Origin of the sequence: Streptomyces sp. NPDC001401 (genome assembly GCF_042895385.1) — a bacterium.
GTDB lineage: Bacteria > Actinomycetota > Actinomycetes > Streptomycetales > Streptomycetaceae > Streptomyces.
Map to the genome: position 1 here is coordinate 106,263 of NZ_JBIAWI010000012.1, position 17,358 is coordinate 123,620.

Below are 17,358 nucleotides of genomic sequence, written 5' to 3' on the forward strand. Positions count from 1 at the left end.
GATCATAGATATCCGAAGATCGCTCAGCCGCCGTCCAGTCTCTCCCGGTGCGAGACCACGTCGTGCGCCACCTCGAGGGCGGTACGGCTCTGCGCGAAGGCGTGGGCGCGCAGCCGGGCCAGCGCGTCTTCGGCGTCGATGCCGAGCTGCGCCATGATCATGCCGATGGCCTGGTGGACCTCGTCGTGCTCGGGGGCCAGACCGCCCAGCCAGGGCTCCTCCCCGCCGCTGCCGTTCTCCTCCCGCGGCAGGGACGTGAGGGCCAGCGTCATGACGGCGGCCACGAGCAGCGCCCGGCGCAGCTCCTGCTCGGTCAGCTCGCCCGGGGTGTCGCGGTAGAGGTCGAGCGTGCCCACGGTCACGCCGTCGTCGCCCAGCGGCACCGAGTACACGGCCTGGACGCCGACGGCCGTCACCTGCTGGGCGAACACCGGCCAGCGGCCCACGTCCCGGCCGGCCGTCAGATCGCAGGCGAGCACGGGGGCACCGGCCTGGGAGGCGGACAGACACGGCCCGTCACCGAGGGTGGCCTGCACCTCCGCGAGATACGAGGCCTCCGCGCTGCTCGCGCCGAGCCGGATGGGCATCCCGTTGCAGCGCAGCGACACGCTCGCCCCGACGACCGGCAGCAGCTTCACCGCCACCGCGCACAACCGGGCAGGGATCTCCCCGGGTCGGGCATCACGCACCACCTCGGCGATCACGTCGATGGCCCTGACTGCATCCACGGCCACCGCCTCCTTCGATCGCAGCGAGGCCTGCATCTGGGAGCGCTGCCCGACTACCCCTGCCCTCAGGGGCGAAACGCGGTCCGGCTGGACAGTGACACTGCCGAGAAGGACTGCCGACACTGACTACGAAGCAGGGCTACGGAGCAGGGCTACCGCTTCTCGTAGGGATCAGCGGGCTGCCGTACCCGCCGGGCCGACGTCGCGTCGAGGACCGGCGGCCAGGCCGCGTCCGTGCCCAGCCTGCCCCCGGGCTGCCAGGTGCCGGTGACGGTCATCCAGGTGTCGGCGGGCGGCGGCCCGTCGGATGCGGCGCCGCGGATCTCCACCTTGCTGGTGGTGGCGTCGGCGGCACAGCAGGAGACCAGGAGCCGGGTGAGGTACCAGGTGCCGTCGTCGCCGTGCGTGACGAAGCCCGTCATCCGGACCGTACGGCCCTTCAGCGACCGCCCGGTGTCGTACATCGCCCGGGAGCCGAACTGGGCGAGGGTGAGGTCGACCGGGTTTCCGGCAGGGAGGGCGGGGAAGATGCCGACGCCCTGCGCCGCCCGCTGGGCCGCCTCCCGCTCGGCGCTGTAGGAGCCGAGGGCGGGCGGCGGGAAGAGGAGCAGGGCGAGGGCGGGCAGGACGAGGAGCCAGGAGACGCGGGGGCCGGCGACGCCGTGACCGTGGCCGTGATCCTCGACGTGGTCGCGGCTTCTGAGGACGGCCGTCGTCAGGCCCAGCAGGATCAGTGCCACGCCGGAGACGATCAGGCAGGGCCGCAGGGCCGGCTGCACGTACCTCAGGTACAGGTCGCTGAAGAGCGTGATGCGCAGGACCGCGCCGCCCGTCAGCAGGAGCAGTGCCCCGGATCCGTAGCGCCTCACAGCAGCCACCACCCCGTCAGCACACTGCTCGTCACGGCCACCGCCCAGGTCACGGAGGTGAACCGCACGGCGAAGGCCCGCCCGAACGTCCCCGCCTGCAGCGCGATCAGCTTCAGGTCGACCATCGGGCCCACCACCATGAACGCCAGCCGCGCGGTCGGCGAGAAGCCGCTGAGCGAGGCCGCGACGAACGCGTCCGCCTCGCTGCACACGCACAGCACGACCGCGAGGGCGGCGAGCAGCAGCACCGACAGCCAGGCCGAGCCGGTGAAGACGTCCAGGACGGAGCGGGGGACGACGAGGTTGAAGGTCGCCGCGGCTGCCGCACCGAGCACGAGGAAGCCGCCGGCGTGCAGGAAGTCGTGCTGGAGCCCGGCGCCGAAGGCGCGCAGACCCGAGGAGGCCGGTGTGTGCCGTTTCGGCAGCCGGAGCCACTCGTCCCGCCCGAACCTCGCCCACAGCCAGCCCATCACCACCGCCGTCGCCAGCGAGGCGACCAGCCGGCCGAGCACCATCGTCGGCCGGCCGGGGAAGGCGATCGAAGTGGCCACCAGAACCACGGGGTTGATCGCGGGGGCCGACAGCAGAAAGGCGAGGGCGGCGGCGGGCGCGACCCCGCGCCGCATCAGACTCCCGGCCACCGGCACGGACGCGCACTCGCACCCGGGCAGGACGACTCCCGCCGCCCCCGCCACCGGCACCGCGAGCACCGGGTTGCTCGGCAGCAGCCGGCTGAAGACCCGCTCCGGCACGAAGGCGCCGATGGCCGCCGACACGACCGTACCGAGCAGCAGAAAAGGCACCCCCTGCACAACGATCGCCGTGAACACGGTCCACCAGGCGGCCACCGGCGGCGTGTAGAGGTCGAGCACGAGCATCGGCCCGAGAACGGACACGACCGTCGCGACGGCGATCAGCGCGGCGCCCCCGACGACGGCGTACACGAGCGCACGCACGACGAGACACAGCCAGTCGGCCACCGTCCGTCGCTCTTCCACGTGCCCGTCCCGGTCGTCCTGCTGATGCCCCGGCGAGCCAACAGCCCGAGCCTGTGCACAACTCCGGAACAACCCCGGAGAAGGCTGTGGGCAGCCACCCTCACAGGGGCGCGGGGCTGTATCAATATGCGGCTCCGCCGCGTGGGCGCGACCAGCCACGACGGCCCCGCAGTCGCCGACGGCGAATCCGCCCCTATTGGCATGGCGTCACAGCGGCGGCTGCGCCGGGGCCGGCCCCAACGTCGTCGTACCGGGCGCCGTACGGTGCCCCAGCCCCGTCCGGTACGCATCCAACGCCGCCTCCACCCGCCCAGTGCGCCGCAACAGATCGCCGAGCAGACGGCACAGATCCGCCAGGTCCCCCACCGCCCCCGCCCGCTCCAGCAGACTCAGCGCACGGACGTAGTGCTCCTCGGCGGCCTCCGTGTCCCCGGCGTCCTCGGCGATGATGCCGAGCAGGCGGTGGGCGGCGGCGGAGTGCAGGGCGCCGCGTTCGGGGCCGATGTCGCTGAGCACGTCGTGCAGGAGGGCCGCGGCCTCGTCGGACTTGCCGCGCCGGTGCAGTACGTCGGCGAGCTCTACCGCGACCTGGCTGCTGTAGAGGGCGGCGCGCCCCGCGGAGAGCATGTCGAGGGCCTGCCTCAACTCGGCCTCCGCGCGGTCGAGTTCGCCGTTCTGAGCGTAGACGTAGCCGCGCATCCAGTGGCAGTTGGCGAGTTCGGTGCGGATCTGGAGGGTGCGGTAGAGCTCGACGGCCTTGGCGAGCGAGGCGTCGGCCTCGGCGAGGCGGCCCTCGGCGAGCAGGGTGCGGGCCACCGAGCGGTGCATACGGGCCACGAGTGCGGGGTCGCCGGACTGCGGGGCGAGGGCGAGCGCGAACTCGGCGGCCTGGGCGGCGCGGGCGTGGGCGCCCATGTCCATGTAGGGGCCGATGATGCTGGCGTAGAGCAGGAGCAGGGCGTCCGGGTCGTGCAGTCCGCCGCGGTTGAGCTCGTCGAGGGTGGACTCCAACAGGTAGACGGCGTAGCGGAGTTCACCGGCGAGGTAGTGGGAGACGGCGCGACCTCGGAGGGCGGGGACGCGGGCGGGCAGCGGTACGTCGGTGAGTGCGCGCTCGGAGCGCTCGAAGTACTCCCGGGCGGCCTCCAACTCTCCCGTGTCCAGGGCGCATTCGCCGAGCCCGAGCAGCGCGACCGCCTGGACGTCGACGAGTTCGTGGCCCTCCGCCTCGGCGAGCAGCGCGGTGTACTGCTCCGCCGCCTGCTCGGCCTGCCCGCTCGCGAGGGTGCGCTGGGCCTCGGTCAGCCTGAGGCGCAGGTCGGTGGCGAGGCGGGCCGGACGCCCGGTGACCAGCTCGTCGTAGGCGATCCCGAGGCGCTCGGCAATGTGCCGTAACGCCTCGTCGGAGGGGCGGACCCGGCCGGCCTCCAGGGTGGAGATGTAGGCGGGGGTGTAGGCGGGCTCCGCCAACTGCCGCTGGGTGAGCCCGCGTTCGGACCGCAATTGCTGGACTCTTCGACCGATGGTTACCGGATCGTCACGGTCCGACACGACAACTCCCCCTGTACCTCTTGCCGTTGGCCCCTGCCGACCTCTACGTTAAACGGCGTCTTAAGCGCGTTTAATACAACACTGTTGAGACGTTGTTGAGAGGTTGCCGTGCTCCGACACATCTCCGAGCGTTACGCCCGAGGATTCGCAGCAGCCATCGTCGCAGTCGCCGCCCTGGTACTTGCCGCCAACGCGGGCCCGGCGCGGGCGGCGGACGCGACGCCTGTCGGTCAGGTGCAGCAGGTCAGCCACGGGGGCTGACGAAACGAGGCTCAGAACTCCGCCGTGTCCAGCTCGAAGCCGAGGGGGGCGGGGAGGGGGACGGCGAGGCCGAGCTTGTACTTGGGGTTCTGGGTGTAGTCGTCACCGGAAGGCTCGGAGTAGACGGTGATCTCCGCTTCTTCACGGTCGATCAGCAGGTAGACAGGGATGCCGGCGCGGGCGTAGCCGTGGATCTTCTTGTCGCGGTCGCGGTCGGCGGTGCTTTTGGAGGTGACCTCGGCGACGAGGAGGACACCCGTCGGGTCGTGCCATTGCTCCTGGTCGTCGAAAGTTCCATTCGGAGCGATCACCAGGTCCGGCTCGACATGACCGGTGTCCGACGAGCCGGGGACGTTCAAGCCGATGCCGAAGTAGTTGAGCAGGGAGTCATCCGGCACCTGCCGGATGACCTGGCGATTGACCTTCGCCAGAATCTCCTCGTGCTCCCCGTTGGCCGGTGGCGTCACGCAGATCTCTCCTTCGATCAGCTCCACGCGCCAGCCCATGGGAGCTGCCGCACTGATGCGTTCGAAGGCCGCCTCTACGCTCGTGTCCGAGTAGTCGGGCACGCCGTTGTCCGCGTCACTGTCGCCGTCAGGGTCGTCGTAAGGACCGTGAATGGCCTCGCCCTGATACCCAGGCATGATAATCGGCTCCGCCGTCGCCATGACAGACCTCCTTCGCTCGACGCGACCCTCCCAGGGTAGACGGGAGGGCCGCCGTCGTAATGCGGAGCCGTTCACTCGAACGAGTGTGCTGTTACGTTTCCGCAGCCAACCCGGCGGTCAGCACTTCCAGGTCGCCCAGTACCACTTCCCCTTCATCGAGCCGTCCGAGTTCATCACCGGCGTGTTGATCTGCACACCCGTGGAGCCCTGGCCCGGGTAGTACCAGAAGTAGTGGCCGTGGTTCCGCTTGCCGTAGTGGACCTCGAGCCAGCCCTGGGACTTGCGCCAGTACGGCGCGAACCAGTAGCCGCCCGCCTCATGGGGCTGGATGGTGCCCCTGAGGGTGGTGCCGGCGCTGACCGTCTGGCCCACCTCCCACTTCTCGGTCTGCGACGAGCTCGCGGACATGCCCCCTTCCAGCACGTCCGAGAAGCCGGACGTGACCTCCACCTTCGTCTCCTGCTGGAACGAGTACGACGAGGTGCGGTCGGTCCTGAACGTGACGTCGAAGCCCAGGGGGGAGCTGCCCGCGCAGTTGTACACCGGGTTGCCGACCTGACGCCGCTTGCCCAGCACGGTCCACGCCTTGACCTCGTGGTACTGGCACGAGTCGGCCTTGCCGTGGTTGCAGTCCCAGATCACGTCGGGCTTGTCGTCGCCCCAACCGGGGCTGGTGTTGGCGTTGGCCGTCCCCGTGGAGAAGGGGATCAGCGCGAGGGCGAAGGCGGGCGCCAGAAGGGCCAGTCTGCGGCGGCCGGGCTGCTTGAGCTTCATGGGTGTGGTCTCCCGTCGAAAGGAACGCAGCGACAGGACGATCGTCGAAGCCGAGGAATTGTTCGGACACCCCTCCCATCAGGGCAATCAACCCGAATCAATCCCCGCACACCGTCCGGTAGGCCATCCCCGGCAGATACGTCTTCCACTGCGCGCGCGTCAGACCGCCGCCCGTCCGCGCACACACCGTCTTCACCGCTCGCGTCGGATCGATCCCGTACCGCTGCAGTGGTACGTGCGCGCTGCCCGCGTACACCGTGGTGCCGTCGGCGCTGAAGGCGACGGTGTCGATCTCCTCGCCGGACGTCGTGAGGGGGGAGCCGAGCGGCTGCTGGGTGGCGATGTCCCACAGCTGGAGGCTGCCCGACTCGCCGCCGACCGCGAGGGTCCTGCCGTCGGGGCTGATCGCGAGGGCGCTGACCGCCTCCGAGGTGTCGCCGAAGACCGCATCGCCGATGCCGTCCGGGAGGGCGGCGAAGACGTTGTGCAGGATGCCGACGCGTTGTCGCAGCTTCCCGTCCCACAGCGCGACCCGGCCCGTCTGGTCGCCCGCGGCGAACAGCGAGCCGTCCGCGGCGAAGGCGAGGGCGCCGATCTCGTCGCCCTGGACCAGGTCGCGGGCGGTGACCCGGCGCGCCGGCAGAGCGGCGACGCGGTTGTCGCCGGCCAGGACGCCGCCGTCGCGGTCGACGGCGAGGTGGGTGCTCGACAGGGACTTGAGAACGGCCGTCCGGCGGTGGTGCGCGAGGTCCCAGATCTCGTCGCCGTAGGTGCCGATGGCGGTTGTGCGGGCGGCGTAGAGCGTGCGGCCGTCCCGGCCCAGGGCGATGGTGACCACCGCGCCGGTCGAGGTACCGGTCACGAGGTCGAGCGTCGTACGGACCCGGCGCTCGGTGACGTCCCAGACCGTGACGCGCTGTGCGGACACCTCGCTGCCGGGGGCCGCGACGGTGTACGCCAGCGTCCTGCTGTCGGGGGAGAAGGCCAGGAGAGCGGATGTGTACGCCGGGACCACCGGGGAGGAGGGGTCGCGGGAGACGGGGACGGGCAGGGAGGGAAGGGTGTGCAGCAGCCGGCCGTCGCGGGTGTCGCGAAGGCGGACCGTGTAGTGGTCGCCGGTGCGCAGGGCGGTGGCGAGGGTGCGGCCGTCGGGGCTGAGCAGCACCTGGTCCTGCGGGGTGTCCTGCCAGTCGGAGGTGACGGCGGCCGGGATCTGCAGCGAGTGCACGGTGCCGCCCTCCAGGTAGCGCAGCACGGAATGCTCGTCGTCCCAGACCAGAGGGCCGTACAGGTGCTGGTTGTTCAGGGAGTGCCGGAAGAGCGGGGCATCGGCCTCCGGCCGCCACACCCTGACCTCCCGCGCGTCGACGGTCGCCAGGAGGCTGCCGTCCTTGCTGAAGGCGAGGGACTTCACCTCCGTGTCCGCGAGGTCGGCCAGCCGTTTCCCGGACCGCAGGTCCCAGACCCGTACCCCGGTCGAGGTCACCGCGGCGAGCCGCTGCCCGGCGCCCAGGACCAAGGCGGACCGGTCCGCGCCGCAGACTCCGCCCTCCTTCTCCCAGTGCCCGGGCACGATGCGCCCGCTGCTCAGGTCCCGTACCTGCAGTGCTTTACCGCCGACGGGGCAGACCGCGACCAGCCGGCCGTCGGCGCCGACCGCGACCACGTTCGAGCTCTCCGCCTGCGTCCGGTACCGCAGGCTGCCGTCCGCGGCCGAGCGCACCTGTGCCGTGGAGTCGTCCGGGTCGGTCACGACGTAACTGCTGCCGCTGAAGTCCACCAGGGCGTTCGCCGCCAGTGGGTCGGCGCGCCACCGCCCGGTGGCCGTGTCCCACAGCCGTACACCGTGGTCCCCGCGGACCGCCAGCAGCCGCCCGTCGGGGCTCGCCGCCTGCGCGGTGCCGCCCGCCGGCAGCCGCCCGGAGGCGATGCGCCGGTGGTGTGCCACGTCCCAGGTCCGCCAGTCGCGGCCGTCGACGCTGAGCAGCGTACGGCCGGAATCCGTCAGGTAGCGCACGGGCCCGTCGCCCGGCGTCGGGTCGCTGAAAGTGTCCACCTCCGGCCGGCCGAGTGCGCCCAGCAGCGCCCCGCGGGTCTCCGGCAGCCGGGCCATGCGCCAGGCGGCGACGCCGAGCAGCTGGGCGGTGCGCGGGTCGGTCGTGCGCAGACCGTCCGACACGGAGGCGATACGGCGGGCCGCGTCCTCGGTGCGCCGGCGCTCGTTGTCACGGCTCTGCGTCCAGGCGGACAGGCCCGCGACCAGGGCCACCGCGAGGACGGCCGACAGCACGCCGACCGCGGTGCGGGCCCGGCGCGTGGAGCGGGCGGCGGCCCGGCGTTCCGCGTCGCGGGCCGCGAACGCCGCGATCAGGAAGTCCCGCTCCGTCGCGGTCAGCGCCGGCTCCTGCCCGGGATCCGGGAAGTGCTCCTCGGCCCGGTCGAGCCGGGTGCCCCGGTACAGGGCACCGGGGTCGCGGTCGTGCTCCAGCCAGGTGCGGGCGGCCTCGGTCAGGGCCCGGTGCCCGCGCAGCCGCTCGCGGTCCTCCTCGATCCAGCCCTGCAGCCGCGGCCAGCAGGTGATCAGCGCCTCGTGGGCGAGGTGGACGCCCTCCTCGTCGGCGGTCAGCAGCCGCGCACCGGCCAGCCGCTCCACCACCACCGGGACCTCGGGGTCGGCCCACTCGTCCAGTTCGGCGCGGGTGAGGGGGCGGCGGGTGTCGGCGGTGCCCCGGCCCGGCTCGATCATGCGCAGCAGCAGGCGGCGGGCGGCGCTCCGCTGCGAGGCGGTCAGCTGCCCGTACACCTTCTCGGCGCTGGCCGCGATCGCGCCGCGCACCCCGCCGGCCGCCTCGTACGCGGCCAGCGTCAGCATCCGGCCCTTGCGCCGGCGCCAGGTCTCCAGCAGGGCGTGCGAGAGCATCGGCAGGCCGCCGGGCTGGTCCAGGACCTCCTCGACGATCTTCGCGGTCAGCTCCCGCTCCACCAGGTGCCCGACCGCCTGCGCCGGTCTGACCACCGCCTCGCGCAGTTCGTCGGCGGCCATCGGGCCGACCAGGAGTCCGGCGCCGGACAGGGCGTCGGCCAGGTCGCGGTGCTCGGCGCAGCGGGCGTAGAAATCGGCCCGTACGGCGATGAGGACCTTCAGCCGGCGGTCCGGGTCGCGGGCGGCGAGCAGCAGATCCATGAACCGCGCACGCTCGGCGCGGTCCCGGCAGAGGGTGAAGACCTCCTCGAACTGGTCGACCACCACCCAGCTCTCGGGCTCCCCCTCGGCGGGCGCGAGCAGATGGCCGTAGGTCTGCGCGGGCCGGTCGCCGGGGGTGAGGACGCGCAGCACCGCCGGCCGGCCGCGGGTCGCGATCTCGTCCCTGAGCCGCGGGATGAGACCGGCCCTGAGCAGTGACGACTTTCCGCTGCCCGAAGCGCCGAACAACACCGCGAAACGGTGGTCGCACACCAGCCGGTTCAGCTGCTCGACCAGCCGGTCCCGGCCGAAGAAGAGCCGCCGGTCGTGCGGCTCGAACCGGGTGAGGCCCCGGTACGGCGGCGGCACGTCCTCGTCCTCCTCGCGCGCCGTCCCCGCCGTGTCGGCCTCCTTCCAGTGGGCCTCCCACTCGGCGGGATCCGCTCCGCACGCGGACGCGTATCCGAGGACGACGGCGAGCGACGGCAAGCGCTCTCCGGCCGCGGCCTGTGACAGCGTTGTCGCGGAGAACCCGGCGGTCTGGGCCATCGCCCGGTACGAGGGGCTGCCGGCGGCCTTGCGCAGCTCGCGCAGTTGATGTGCGAGGCGCTGTACGGGACCGGCCTCGGGATCCACGGGTCTTTCGGGTCGGCCCACGGCGCGCTCCCCCTCTGTACCACTGGCGGCTTTCGTACGGCTTTCGTACTCGCCCGGAGAGACGACAACCTAACGTCCGGACAAATAACGCGGAACCGGTTCACTGCAATTGATTGCTGTGACAAAAGCGACGTGCCAATCAACGTTCCGGTTGCAAGCCTCGGTCGAGACGTCATCACCGAGGAGAACAGCACCCGTGTACGCCAGCATCCTTCGCCATCTCGGCCTGTCGGCGTTCGTCTCGTCCGCCCTGGTCGCAGTGATCGCGGTGTCCGCGCTGTCATCCCCGTCGTCCGCCACCGGGCCCGTCGTACGGCTTCGTCCGGAACCTCCCGTTCCGTCGGTCACCGCACCCTGCCCGACGTTGATCAGTTCGGTGAAAATGCGCCTCGAGTTTGATGGAAAGCCCTTCCATTGATCTCTCGACTTGCACCAGTCTTCGTCCCGCACCCGGATGTCATGTCCGGGACGAGTCACGAGTGGACCGTCGACTGGAGCCCCCCATGTCCCCAGCAGTCAGCAGCACCAGGCCTCACCGCCTCGCCAGGGCCGCCGCCGTGGCCGGCAGCGCCGCAGTTCTCGCCCTCGCCATGGCGGGCACCGCCTCCGCCGGTGTGCTGCAGAACCTGCCCGAGAACGCGACCTCGTTCGAGAAGAACTTCGAGCCGGTCTACGACTACGACTCGGACAGCTGCTACCCGGCCGCCGCGATCGACCCGAGCGGCAACCTCAACGGCGGCCTGAAGCCGACCGGTTCGATCACCGGCGAGTGCCGCTCCGGCCACCTCGGCCACGCCAACACCTACTCGCGGTCGAAGTGCAACAACGGCTGGTGCGGGATCATCTACGCCAGCTACTTCGAGAAGGACGAGGCCTCCCCGGGCATCGGCCACCGCCACGACTGGGAGTGCATGGTCGTCTGGGTCAAGGACGGCGCGTCCACCCCGGCGTACCTGTCCGCCTCCGCGCACGGCGGCTTCAGCACCCACCCGATCGCCGACGTCCCGATGGACGGCCGGCGCGTCGAGGCCGTCTACCACAAGGACGGCGCGTCCACCCACGCCTTCCGCTTCGCCAAGTGGGGCGAGACGCCGGAGAACGACACCGGTGCCTGGCACCAGGAGAACCTGATCAGCTGGGACAACATGGCGTCCAACCTGCGGAACATCATGAACGCCTCCGACTGGGGCAGCGCCAACTTCCCGCTCCAGGACTCGAAGTTCGCCGACCACCTGAACAAGGCCAAGCCGAGCGACATCACATTCGACCCGTACGCCTGACCGGCAGGCGGCGGATCCACGGAATTGATTGCCCCCATGAACAGGGATGCCGATCAACTCTCCGCCTGCCAGGCTCCTGTACTGCGCCACCCCCAACCGCGGCCGCCGACGCACACTCCCCCCTGTCGCGTCGGCGGCCGCTTCGCGTTCGCCGACGGTTGATCTACCTGGCAAGCCGGTTGATTCACCTGGCAAAAGGGACATGCCAATCAACATTCCGGTTGCGAACGTCGATGGGGCAAGGACGGCTCCCGGCACTCCGCACCCCAGGAGAACAGCGCATGTCCCACACAGACGTGATGCCGGCGCCCCGGCACCGCACCCGCAGGATCACCGTCGGATCGATCGTCGCCGCCGTCGTGCTGTCGGTCTTCGCCACGCTCCTCGGACCGCTCGGCGCGGTCCAGAGCGCGGACGCCGCAAGCAACCCCAGATGGAAGATCGGACACCGCGACAGCTACCTCAACTTCATCGGCGCCATCCGCTGGGCCGTGAACAGCGGCCACGACGAATCCGTGCCGGGCACCGGCTACCGCATCATGCACACGGACCCGGCCGCCAACCGGAGGTACATCAACGTCGACGTCGAGATCCAGCACAACCAGCGCTTCGTGACGCTGCGGCTGCACGCCTCGGACCTGTACCTCATGGGCTGGTGGGGCGGCGCCAACGGCGAGCAGAGGTACTACTACCTGGACCCCGACCAGGACATGCCGAGCAACAGCGAGGCCGCGGGCTTCGGCGAGAACTACAACGACCTCCAGAACGCGGCCAACACCAATCGCTACGACCTGGAGTACAACCCGCACAACCTGGACCAGGCGGTGTACACCCTGATCAGGGGTGGCAGCCGCCAGGCGAGGGCGCACGCGGTGCTGATGATGACCCAGGCCGTCTCGGGGGCGACTCGATTCCGCCCCATCATGAACTACTTCGGCCTCCTGAACGACGAGAACCTGAGGCCCACCCGTCTGTCCGCCCACTACGTGGACATGCAGAACACCTGGGGCCAGGGCAGCAACCGGTACAACGAACTGCTGCGCGAGCACCGCAGCGACTCGCCGGACCGGGCCTACAGGATCTGGACGTTCAACAAGAACACCCGGGAGTGGATCCAGACGAGCCTGGTCAGCGCAGCCCTGTACGCGATCTACTACCTGCAGGTCGCCAAGGGGAAGTAGCGGCGGCCGTCGCGACAGGCGGCGCCCGGTCCCGTCGGGGCCGGGCGCCGCCTACGCTGCCCCCATGTCGTCTGCCGCCGCCCGCACCGCGCTGGACCTGACCGCCGACCTCCCGGTCACCGACCTCGAGAACTTCTACCGGGACCTGCACCGCCACCCCGAGCTGTCGCTCCAGGAGCACCGCACGGCCGCCAAGCTGGCCGAGCGGCTCACCAAAGCGGGCTTCGAGACCGCCGAGGGCATCGGCGGCACCGGAGTCGCGGGCGTCCTGCGCAACGGCGACGGCCCGACCGTACTGCTGCGTGCCGACATGGACGCGCTGCCGGTGCACGAGGAGACGGGCCTGCCGTACGCCTCCGCCACCCCCGGGGTGATGCACGCCTGCGGGCACGACCTGCACGTGACCTGGCTGGCGGGCGCGGCCGAGGCGCTCGCCGCCGGACGCGACACCTGGTCCGGCACCCTGCTGGTGGTGGGACAGCCCGCCGAGGAGACCGGACAGGGCGCGCAGGGGATGATCACGGACGGCCTGTACGAGCGCTTCCCGCGCCCGGACGTACTGCTCGGCCAGCACGCGGCGCCCGGCCCCGTCGGCTTCTACGCCCACTCCCCGGGCCTGATCATGTCGGCGTCGACCGACGTCGACATCGTCGTCCACGGCCGCGGCGGACACGGATCTCGGCCCGAGACGACCGTCGATCCGGTCGTCACGGCGGCGTATCTCGTCACCCGCCTCCAGACGGTCGTCTCCCGGGAGATCGCCGCCCGCGAGTCCGCCGTGCTGACCGTCGGCCGGATCGAGGCGGGCACCCGGCACAACATCATCCCGTCCGAGGCGCGCATCGCCCTCAACCTGCGCACCCAGTCCGACGAGGTGCGCGAGCGGATGATCACCGCGATCCGGCGCATCGCGGCGGGCGAGGCCCTGGCAGCCGGCTGCCCGCGGGAGCCCGAGGTGAGCGTGGGCGCGACCTTCCCCGTGACCACGAACGACGCCGACACCGACCGCCGGACCGCCGCCGTGCACGAGGAGGTGCTCGGGGCCGGGACGGTACTGGACTTCGGCCCGGTGATGGGCAGCGAGGACTTCCCGCACCTGGCACAGGGCGGGATCCCGTACTCCTACTGGTTCGTCACGACGACCCCGGCCGACGTGTGGGACGCGGCACCCGGCACCGACCTGATGGAGAAGTTCCTGGCGGTCCCGAGCAACCACAGCCCGCACTTCGCGCCGGATCTGTCGACGGTGGGGGCGGGGGTGCGGACGTTGGTTTCGGGGGCGCTGGCCTTTTTCGTCTAGTACCCCGCACTGGAGCCGCCTATGGACACCACGGCAGGGCTGACCTGCTACTTGACGACTGTTCAAGTGCTTGCCTAGCATTCAAGTCGTGGATGTTAGTGACTCTCTCAACGCTGTCAGTGAAGCCCGCAACGCGATGGTGCGTGGACGTCGTGATCCGGTGTGGCGCGTGGTCGTCCCGCCGGTGCTCTTCACCGTCGCTCTCGGCAGCACCTTCGCCCCGGATGTGTTCCACGTCGAGCGCTCCGCCGCCTACACGGCGGTGGGCATCGTGGCGGCCGTCGGCATGTTCGCGTTCTTCGCCCTCGCCTCGCGGCTGGACGCCAAGCGCACCGGAGTGGCGATCCTGCCGAACCGGGACATCAGCGAACGGTCGAGGAACACGCTGATGAAGGTGGATGTGGTCCTGGGCGCCGTCTGCGCCGCGTTCGCCGCCGCCTACGGCATGGCCGGCTTCGTGGTCGCTCTGACCGTCTTCGCATGGATTCACGGAGGGATGGCGGCATGGATGCGACGCAAGTGAACGGCAACGGCCCGATGTTGGTGGAAGCGTTTCTCCAGCCGACACGGCTGAGAATCGCCGCCGCTCTGTCGGTGTGCTGCTCCGCGGCCTTCCCTCAGGTGCGCGAGCGCCTGGATATTTCCGACTCGCTGCTGTCCAAGCACGTGGCCATCCTGCGCAAGCAGGGGCTGGTCACCGTCTCCAAGGCCATGAACGGCACCATGCCGCGCACGACACTGGCCCTGACCCGCGAAGGGCGCCAGGCGTTCACCAACCACCTGGCTATGCTGACGAAGATGGCCGACGAGGCGAAGATGGCCGACGACACAGCCGGCTCGACAGAAGAAATGGCGGACGAGGCCGCCGTCCCGGCCGAGGATTCGCCGAGCCTGATTCAGTAAAGCCCCGTGCCGGGGTGCCCGTCTTCTCCACGGGCACCCCGGCACGGTTTGTCACGGTTATGCGGATGTCAGCAGCCGTGGCCGAACGTCGCATTGGAGATGACGGCCGAGGCGATACCCGAGCAGACACCGCTGGAGGTGGTCACGGTGATCGTCGGGGAGGTCGCCGGGGCCTCGGCCTCAGCCGAAGCGCCGAGGTGGTCGGCGGTGGTGTAAGCGACGTAGCCGGAGATCAGAGTCTCAGTCATGGCACCTGATTCCTTTCTTTTTGAATGCGTTGAACGAGGGGCGCTGAACGAGGGTCAGCAGCTGAAGTGACCGGTAGCCGCCGAAATGGCGCTTTCCAGCGCGGAGGCGGCCATGGCGGAGCACTCGGGCGACGAAACCGTCGTGACGGTCAGCGGCGACGTGGCCGGGGCCTCACCCATGGCGGAGGCGCCCAGGCGGTCAGCGGTGGTGTAGGCGATGTAGCCGGAGATCAGAGACTCGGTCATGATGTCGTTCCTTTCGTGTAATGGCGGCGGCTCATGACCGCCTGCCAGTTCGTGGATCATGTTTAGCATCGGCGGAGGCCACTACAGAAAATCGTTACTTTCCCCAGAAGCGGCCATCGTGCTCGATGCCTGTCGCAGACAACTGGGACCGCAGCTTGAACAGCTCCAAATAGATCTCTCCGAGAGCGATCTTCAACTGGGTCAGCCGGTCGTCTTCTTCGCCAACATTGGGTTTTTTTCGGACCACCTCTCCCTCGAGGCCCATTTTCCCCGCCTCAATGAACTTGCGGCGCCACATCCATACCGTCTGCACCGCCACTCCCGCTCGTGCGGCAGCCTGCGGGACCGTCTCTTGTCCGGTCAGCACGCTCAAGACCACATCGGCTTTCTCCGGAATGGGCACCAGATGAGGTCGCCCACGCCGCTTGCCTTCCTGCGAAGCGGCCACGGCCTAGACCATGGACAGCTCGGGAAGCGGCGGAGACGACAGATTCCGCGCCGGATTCGCAGGATCGATCCCGTTGTCGATGAACGCCTCGTAGACAGCCTGGTCGGCGTCGCCGCTCTCACCGGGAGAGGCATGCTGGACCAGCGCGGTGGCGATGATGTTCATGCGGTGCTGGCCGAAACTCAGGCGCTGCATGTGCGGACGTGGGTCGTCCGGCTCCCAGGCCGCAGACATTCCCGGTGCCAGCGGGTGCGTGATCGGCGAGACCTGCTCGTCCAGGTCCAGGTCCGGGACGAGGGCCGCCAGCGCCTTGGCGTGCTGCCACGACTGAGGCGGCAGGTAGACCACGATCGAGTCCCGGCGGGGGTAGGAGGTCGTGGACGACAGCATCTTCGCCCGGTACACCGCCCCGTTGTCCTCCAGGTACGTCAACACCGTCTGCCACGCCGCCAGGGCCTGGGGCAGAGCTCGGCAGTGCAGATACAGCCGCAGGAGGCCGGGGCTCGTCTTGTGCTCCTGGGACGAGGTCACCAGGTAGAAGCCGGTCGACAGCGCCGGGCGGTGCGCGGGGAAGACGATCCTGGCAACCTGCCCGTTCCGTTCGAGAACCGAATGGGCGGGCACCCGGACCCGCACCGCGTCGATCTGCACCACCTGTGTGGAGTCGACCGGCTCTCCGACCACGGCCGCGGTGAGGACCGTCTCCTTGTGCGGGGTGTGCAGAGCGATCTTTTCCTCGGTCAGCGGCTCACGCACCGTGCGCGCGGCAAGGCCCTGTTCGTCCTTCGGCACCCCCGCGTGCAGTCGTGTGTACAGCAAGGTGCCCAGAGCACCCGAGAGTGCGGCCGTCGAACCGGCCGTCACCTCCTCCCCGTCGACGGTGGCGGTCAGCGTCGCGGCGTCCACGCTCGTACGGCGGATGATGTCCGATACGACGGAGGGGATCATCACACGTCCAATCCAATGGTCTTGGTGAACTTCTCAGGGGCCAGCAGGGCGGTCCGTCCGATACCGGCCGCCGCGCGGGAGATCGCGGGAAGGCGTGAGGACTGCTCCGAGAGCGCGAGCATGCGGTCGAACATGTGCCATCCGGCCCACCGCACTGCCCGCACCGCCAGGTCTTCGTCCGCGCTCGCGTCAACGCTGCGGTAGCCACGCCAGAACGCCTCGGTGACCGGGCGCAGCCGGTCCAGTTCAGCCGTACCGGCCGCTATCACCTCGGCGTCGGTGGGCTGGTGGTCGGCCTGTCCGGGATGGTCCTTGCCGACCTTCTCCGGGATGCCGTTGACGGCCCGGTAAAGCCACTCGCCGGCGAACGCCCCGACGTCGCGGGCCGGGTCGCCGAGGCGGAACTCCTCCCAGTCGATGAGGTACAGCCGCTCGCCGTCCCAGAGGATCTGGTCGATGCGCAGATCGCCGTGGACGGGCCGGTGGAACGCCGCGGCCTCGCCGACGAGATCCACGATGGCCCGCGCCACCTCCGTGTCGGTGTGCAGGATCGACCACGCCTCGATCGACCCGGCCGACGAGCCGGCGTACACCGATCCCGGTATCGCCTCCAGCCCCTTGACCGGTGGCAGCGGACCGGTGCCACTGTCGGCATGGCTCCTGCCGGCGCCGAGGGTGTGTACCTCCGCCAGGGCCTTGCCCGCCAGCGCGGCCAGTTCACCGGTGAACGCGTCGTCCGCCGCCAGCTCGGCGGCCGAGACCGTCCCGTGCAGGTACTCGTGGACGACGAGCTGATGGTTCAGGTCGTAGCCGAGAAGCCTCGGCGTCGACAGGTGCTCCAGCTCGTGGTGAGCGGCCAGCCGGTCGAAGGCGGCCATGTGGTGGATACGCTGCTGGATGTCGGCGGGCTGGCCCACGATCTGCTTGACGAACACCGCATGGCCGCTCGTGGTCGTGCCCGACCAGTTGTCGTTGCGGCCCCGGTAGGAGCTCACCTCGTCCTCGGACAGTTCGCCCAGTTCCAGGCGCGACAGCAGCCCGTTGACGTGGGTCACCGAACTGAGCGCGACCGGTTGCACGCGTATGCGGGTCCTGGTCTCTTCGGACATCGGCC

Annotated in this window: 18 protein-coding genes; 6 read left to right on the forward strand and 12 right to left on the reverse strand. The window is 70.2% G+C overall.

The window, feature by feature from the left end; translation table 11 throughout:
• Window positions 1-23 precede the first annotated feature (23 nt).
• The 7 genes from ACFY10_RS34075 to ACFY10_RS34105 form a co-directional block, all read right to left on the reverse strand.
• On the reverse strand, window positions 24-728 hold the full coding sequence (locus ACFY10_RS34075; RefSeq protein WP_390669094.1) for a GAF and ANTAR domain-containing protein: 705 nt from the start codon (window positions 726-728) through the stop codon (window positions 24-26).
• Window positions 729-880: 152 nt separating this feature from the next.
• A complete protein-coding gene (locus ACFY10_RS34080) occupies window positions 881-1,597 on the reverse strand; it encodes a TIGR03943 family putative permease subunit (protein ID WP_390669095.1) in 717 nt (238 codons plus the stop codon).
• The gene (locus ACFY10_RS34085) at window positions 1,594-2,595 is read right to left on the reverse strand and encodes a permease (RefSeq protein WP_390669096.1); all 1,002 of its coding nucleotides are present in this window, start codon (window positions 2,593-2,595) and stop codon (window positions 1,594-1,596) included. Before ACFY10_RS34085 ends, ACFY10_RS34080 begins: the two co-directional genes overlap by 4 nt.
• A gap of 207 nt (window positions 2,596-2,802) precedes the next feature.
• Window positions 2,803-4,146 carry a tetratricopeptide repeat protein gene (locus tag ACFY10_RS34090; RefSeq protein WP_390669097.1) on the reverse strand — a complete coding sequence of 448 codons (1,344 nt, stop codon included), beginning with the start codon at window positions 4,144-4,146 and terminating at the stop codon, window positions 2,803-2,805.
• Window positions 4,147-4,418: 272 nt separating this feature from the next.
• Window positions 4,419-5,075: a Uma2 family endonuclease gene (locus ACFY10_RS34095; RefSeq protein ID WP_390669098.1), complete on the reverse strand. Its 657-nt coding sequence runs from the start codon at window positions 5,073-5,075 to the stop codon at window positions 4,419-4,421.
• A gap of 117 nt (window positions 5,076-5,192) precedes the next feature.
• Window positions 5,193-5,849, reverse strand: coding sequence for a hypothetical protein (locus tag ACFY10_RS34100; RefSeq protein ID WP_390669099.1), 657 nt, complete (start codon window positions 5,847-5,849; stop codon window positions 5,193-5,195).
• Between the two features lie 97 nt (window positions 5,850-5,946).
• Window positions 5,947-9,690 carry a helix-turn-helix domain-containing protein gene (locus tag ACFY10_RS34105; protein ID WP_390669100.1) on the reverse strand — a complete coding sequence of 1,248 codons (3,744 nt, stop codon included), beginning with the start codon at window positions 9,688-9,690 and terminating at the stop codon, window positions 5,947-5,949.
• A gap of 196 nt (window positions 9,691-9,886) precedes the next feature.
• Between ACFY10_RS34105 and ACFY10_RS34110 the strand changes: the two genes are divergently transcribed.
• From ACFY10_RS34110 to ACFY10_RS34135, 6 genes are all read left to right on the forward strand, one after another.
• On the forward strand, window positions 9,887-10,108 hold the full coding sequence (locus ACFY10_RS34110) for a hypothetical protein (RefSeq protein ID WP_390669101.1): 222 nt from the start codon (window positions 9,887-9,889) through the stop codon (window positions 10,106-10,108).
• 85 nt (window positions 10,109-10,193) lie between these two features.
• On the forward strand, window positions 10,194-10,970 hold the full coding sequence (locus ACFY10_RS34115; protein ID WP_390669102.1) for an NPP1 family protein: 777 nt from the start codon (window positions 10,194-10,196) through the stop codon (window positions 10,968-10,970).
• 281 nt (window positions 10,971-11,251) lie between these two features.
• A complete protein-coding gene (locus ACFY10_RS34120) occupies window positions 11,252-12,151 on the forward strand; it encodes a ribosome-inactivating family protein (RefSeq protein WP_390669103.1) in 900 nt (299 codons plus the stop codon).
• A 64-nt stretch (window positions 12,152-12,215) separates the two neighbouring features.
• Window positions 12,216-13,451, forward strand: coding sequence for an amidohydrolase (locus tag ACFY10_RS34125; RefSeq protein ID WP_390669104.1), 1,236 nt, complete (start codon window positions 12,216-12,218; stop codon window positions 13,449-13,451).
• A gap of 136 nt (window positions 13,452-13,587) precedes the next feature.
• Entirely contained in the window at window positions 13,588-13,974 is a 387-nt protein-coding gene (locus ACFY10_RS34130) for a hypothetical protein (RefSeq protein WP_390669105.1), read from the forward strand.
• A complete protein-coding gene (locus tag ACFY10_RS34135; protein WP_390669106.1) occupies window positions 13,956-14,354 on the forward strand; it encodes a transcriptional regulator in 399 nt (132 codons plus the stop codon). The genes ACFY10_RS34130 and ACFY10_RS34135 overlap by 19 nt, the downstream gene beginning before the upstream one ends.
• A gap of 68 nt (window positions 14,355-14,422) precedes the next feature.
• Here ACFY10_RS34135 and ACFY10_RS34140 read toward each other — a convergent pair whose 3' ends face one another.
• The 5 genes from ACFY10_RS34140 to lxmK form a co-directional block, all read right to left on the reverse strand.
• Complete coding sequence (locus tag ACFY10_RS34140) at window positions 14,423-14,602, reverse strand: LxmA leader domain family RiPP (RefSeq protein ID WP_390669107.1); 180 nt, start codon at window positions 14,600-14,602, stop codon at window positions 14,423-14,425.
• Between the two features lie 54 nt (window positions 14,603-14,656).
• Window positions 14,657-14,848: an LxmA leader domain family RiPP gene (locus ACFY10_RS34145; protein ID WP_390669108.1), complete on the reverse strand. Its 192-nt coding sequence runs from the start codon at window positions 14,846-14,848 to the stop codon at window positions 14,657-14,659.
• A 94-nt stretch (window positions 14,849-14,942) separates the two neighbouring features.
• Window positions 14,943-15,296 carry a helix-turn-helix domain-containing protein gene (locus ACFY10_RS34150; RefSeq protein WP_390669109.1) on the reverse strand — a complete coding sequence of 118 codons (354 nt, stop codon included), beginning with the start codon at window positions 15,294-15,296 and terminating at the stop codon, window positions 14,943-14,945.
• A 3-nt stretch (window positions 15,297-15,299) separates the two neighbouring features.
• A complete protein-coding gene (locus ACFY10_RS34155) occupies window positions 15,300-16,244 on the reverse strand; it encodes a T3SS effector HopA1 family protein (protein ID WP_390669271.1) in 945 nt (314 codons plus the stop codon).
• A complete protein-coding gene (gene lxmK / locus ACFY10_RS34160) occupies window positions 16,244-17,353 on the reverse strand; it encodes a class V lanthionine synthetase subunit LxmK (protein WP_390669110.1) in 1,110 nt (369 codons plus the stop codon). The genes ACFY10_RS34155 and lxmK overlap by 1 nt, the downstream gene beginning before the upstream one ends.
• Between the last annotated feature and the right edge of the window lie 5 nt (window positions 17,354-17,358).

Excerpts from the sequence above, each read along its gene's own strand:
- ACFY10_RS34130 (WP_390669105.1), top strand. The coding sequence starts at position 13,588 with ATGGTGCGTGGACGTCGTGATCCGGTGTGGCGCGTGGTCGTCCCGCCG.
- ACFY10_RS34100 (WP_390669099.1), bottom strand. The coding sequence starts at position 5,849 with ATGAAGCTCAAGCAGCCCGGCCGCCGCAGACTGGCCCTTCTGGCGCCC.
- ACFY10_RS34120 (WP_390669103.1), top strand. The coding sequence starts at position 11,252 with ATGTCCCACACAGACGTGATGCCGGCGCCCCGGCACCGCACCCGCAGG.
- ACFY10_RS34115 (WP_390669102.1), top strand. The coding sequence starts at position 10,194 with ATGTCCCCAGCAGTCAGCAGCACCAGGCCTCACCGCCTCGCCAGGGCC.
- ACFY10_RS34125 (WP_390669104.1), top strand. The coding sequence starts at position 12,216 with ATGTCGTCTGCCGCCGCCCGCACCGCGCTGGACCTGACCGCCGACCTC.
- ACFY10_RS34135 (WP_390669106.1), top strand. The coding sequence starts at position 13,956 with ATGGATGCGACGCAAGTGAACGGCAACGGCCCGATGTTGGTGGAAGCG.
- ACFY10_RS34155 (WP_390669271.1), bottom strand. The coding sequence starts at position 16,244 with ATGATCCCCTCCGTCGTATCGGACATCATCCGCCGTACGAGCGTGGAC.
- ACFY10_RS34095 (WP_390669098.1), bottom strand. The coding sequence starts at position 5,075 with ATGGCGACGGCGGAGCCGATTATCATGCCTGGGTATCAGGGCGAGGCC.
- ACFY10_RS34140 (WP_390669107.1), bottom strand. The coding sequence starts at position 14,602 with ATGACTGAGACTCTGATCTCCGGCTACGTCGCTTACACCACCGCCGAC.
- ACFY10_RS34145 (WP_390669108.1), bottom strand. The coding sequence starts at position 14,848 with ATGACCGAGTCTCTGATCTCCGGCTACATCGCCTACACCACCGCTGAC.
- lxmK (WP_390669110.1), bottom strand. The coding sequence starts at position 17,353 with ATGTCCGAAGAGACCAGGACCCGCATACGCGTGCAACCGGTCGCGCTC.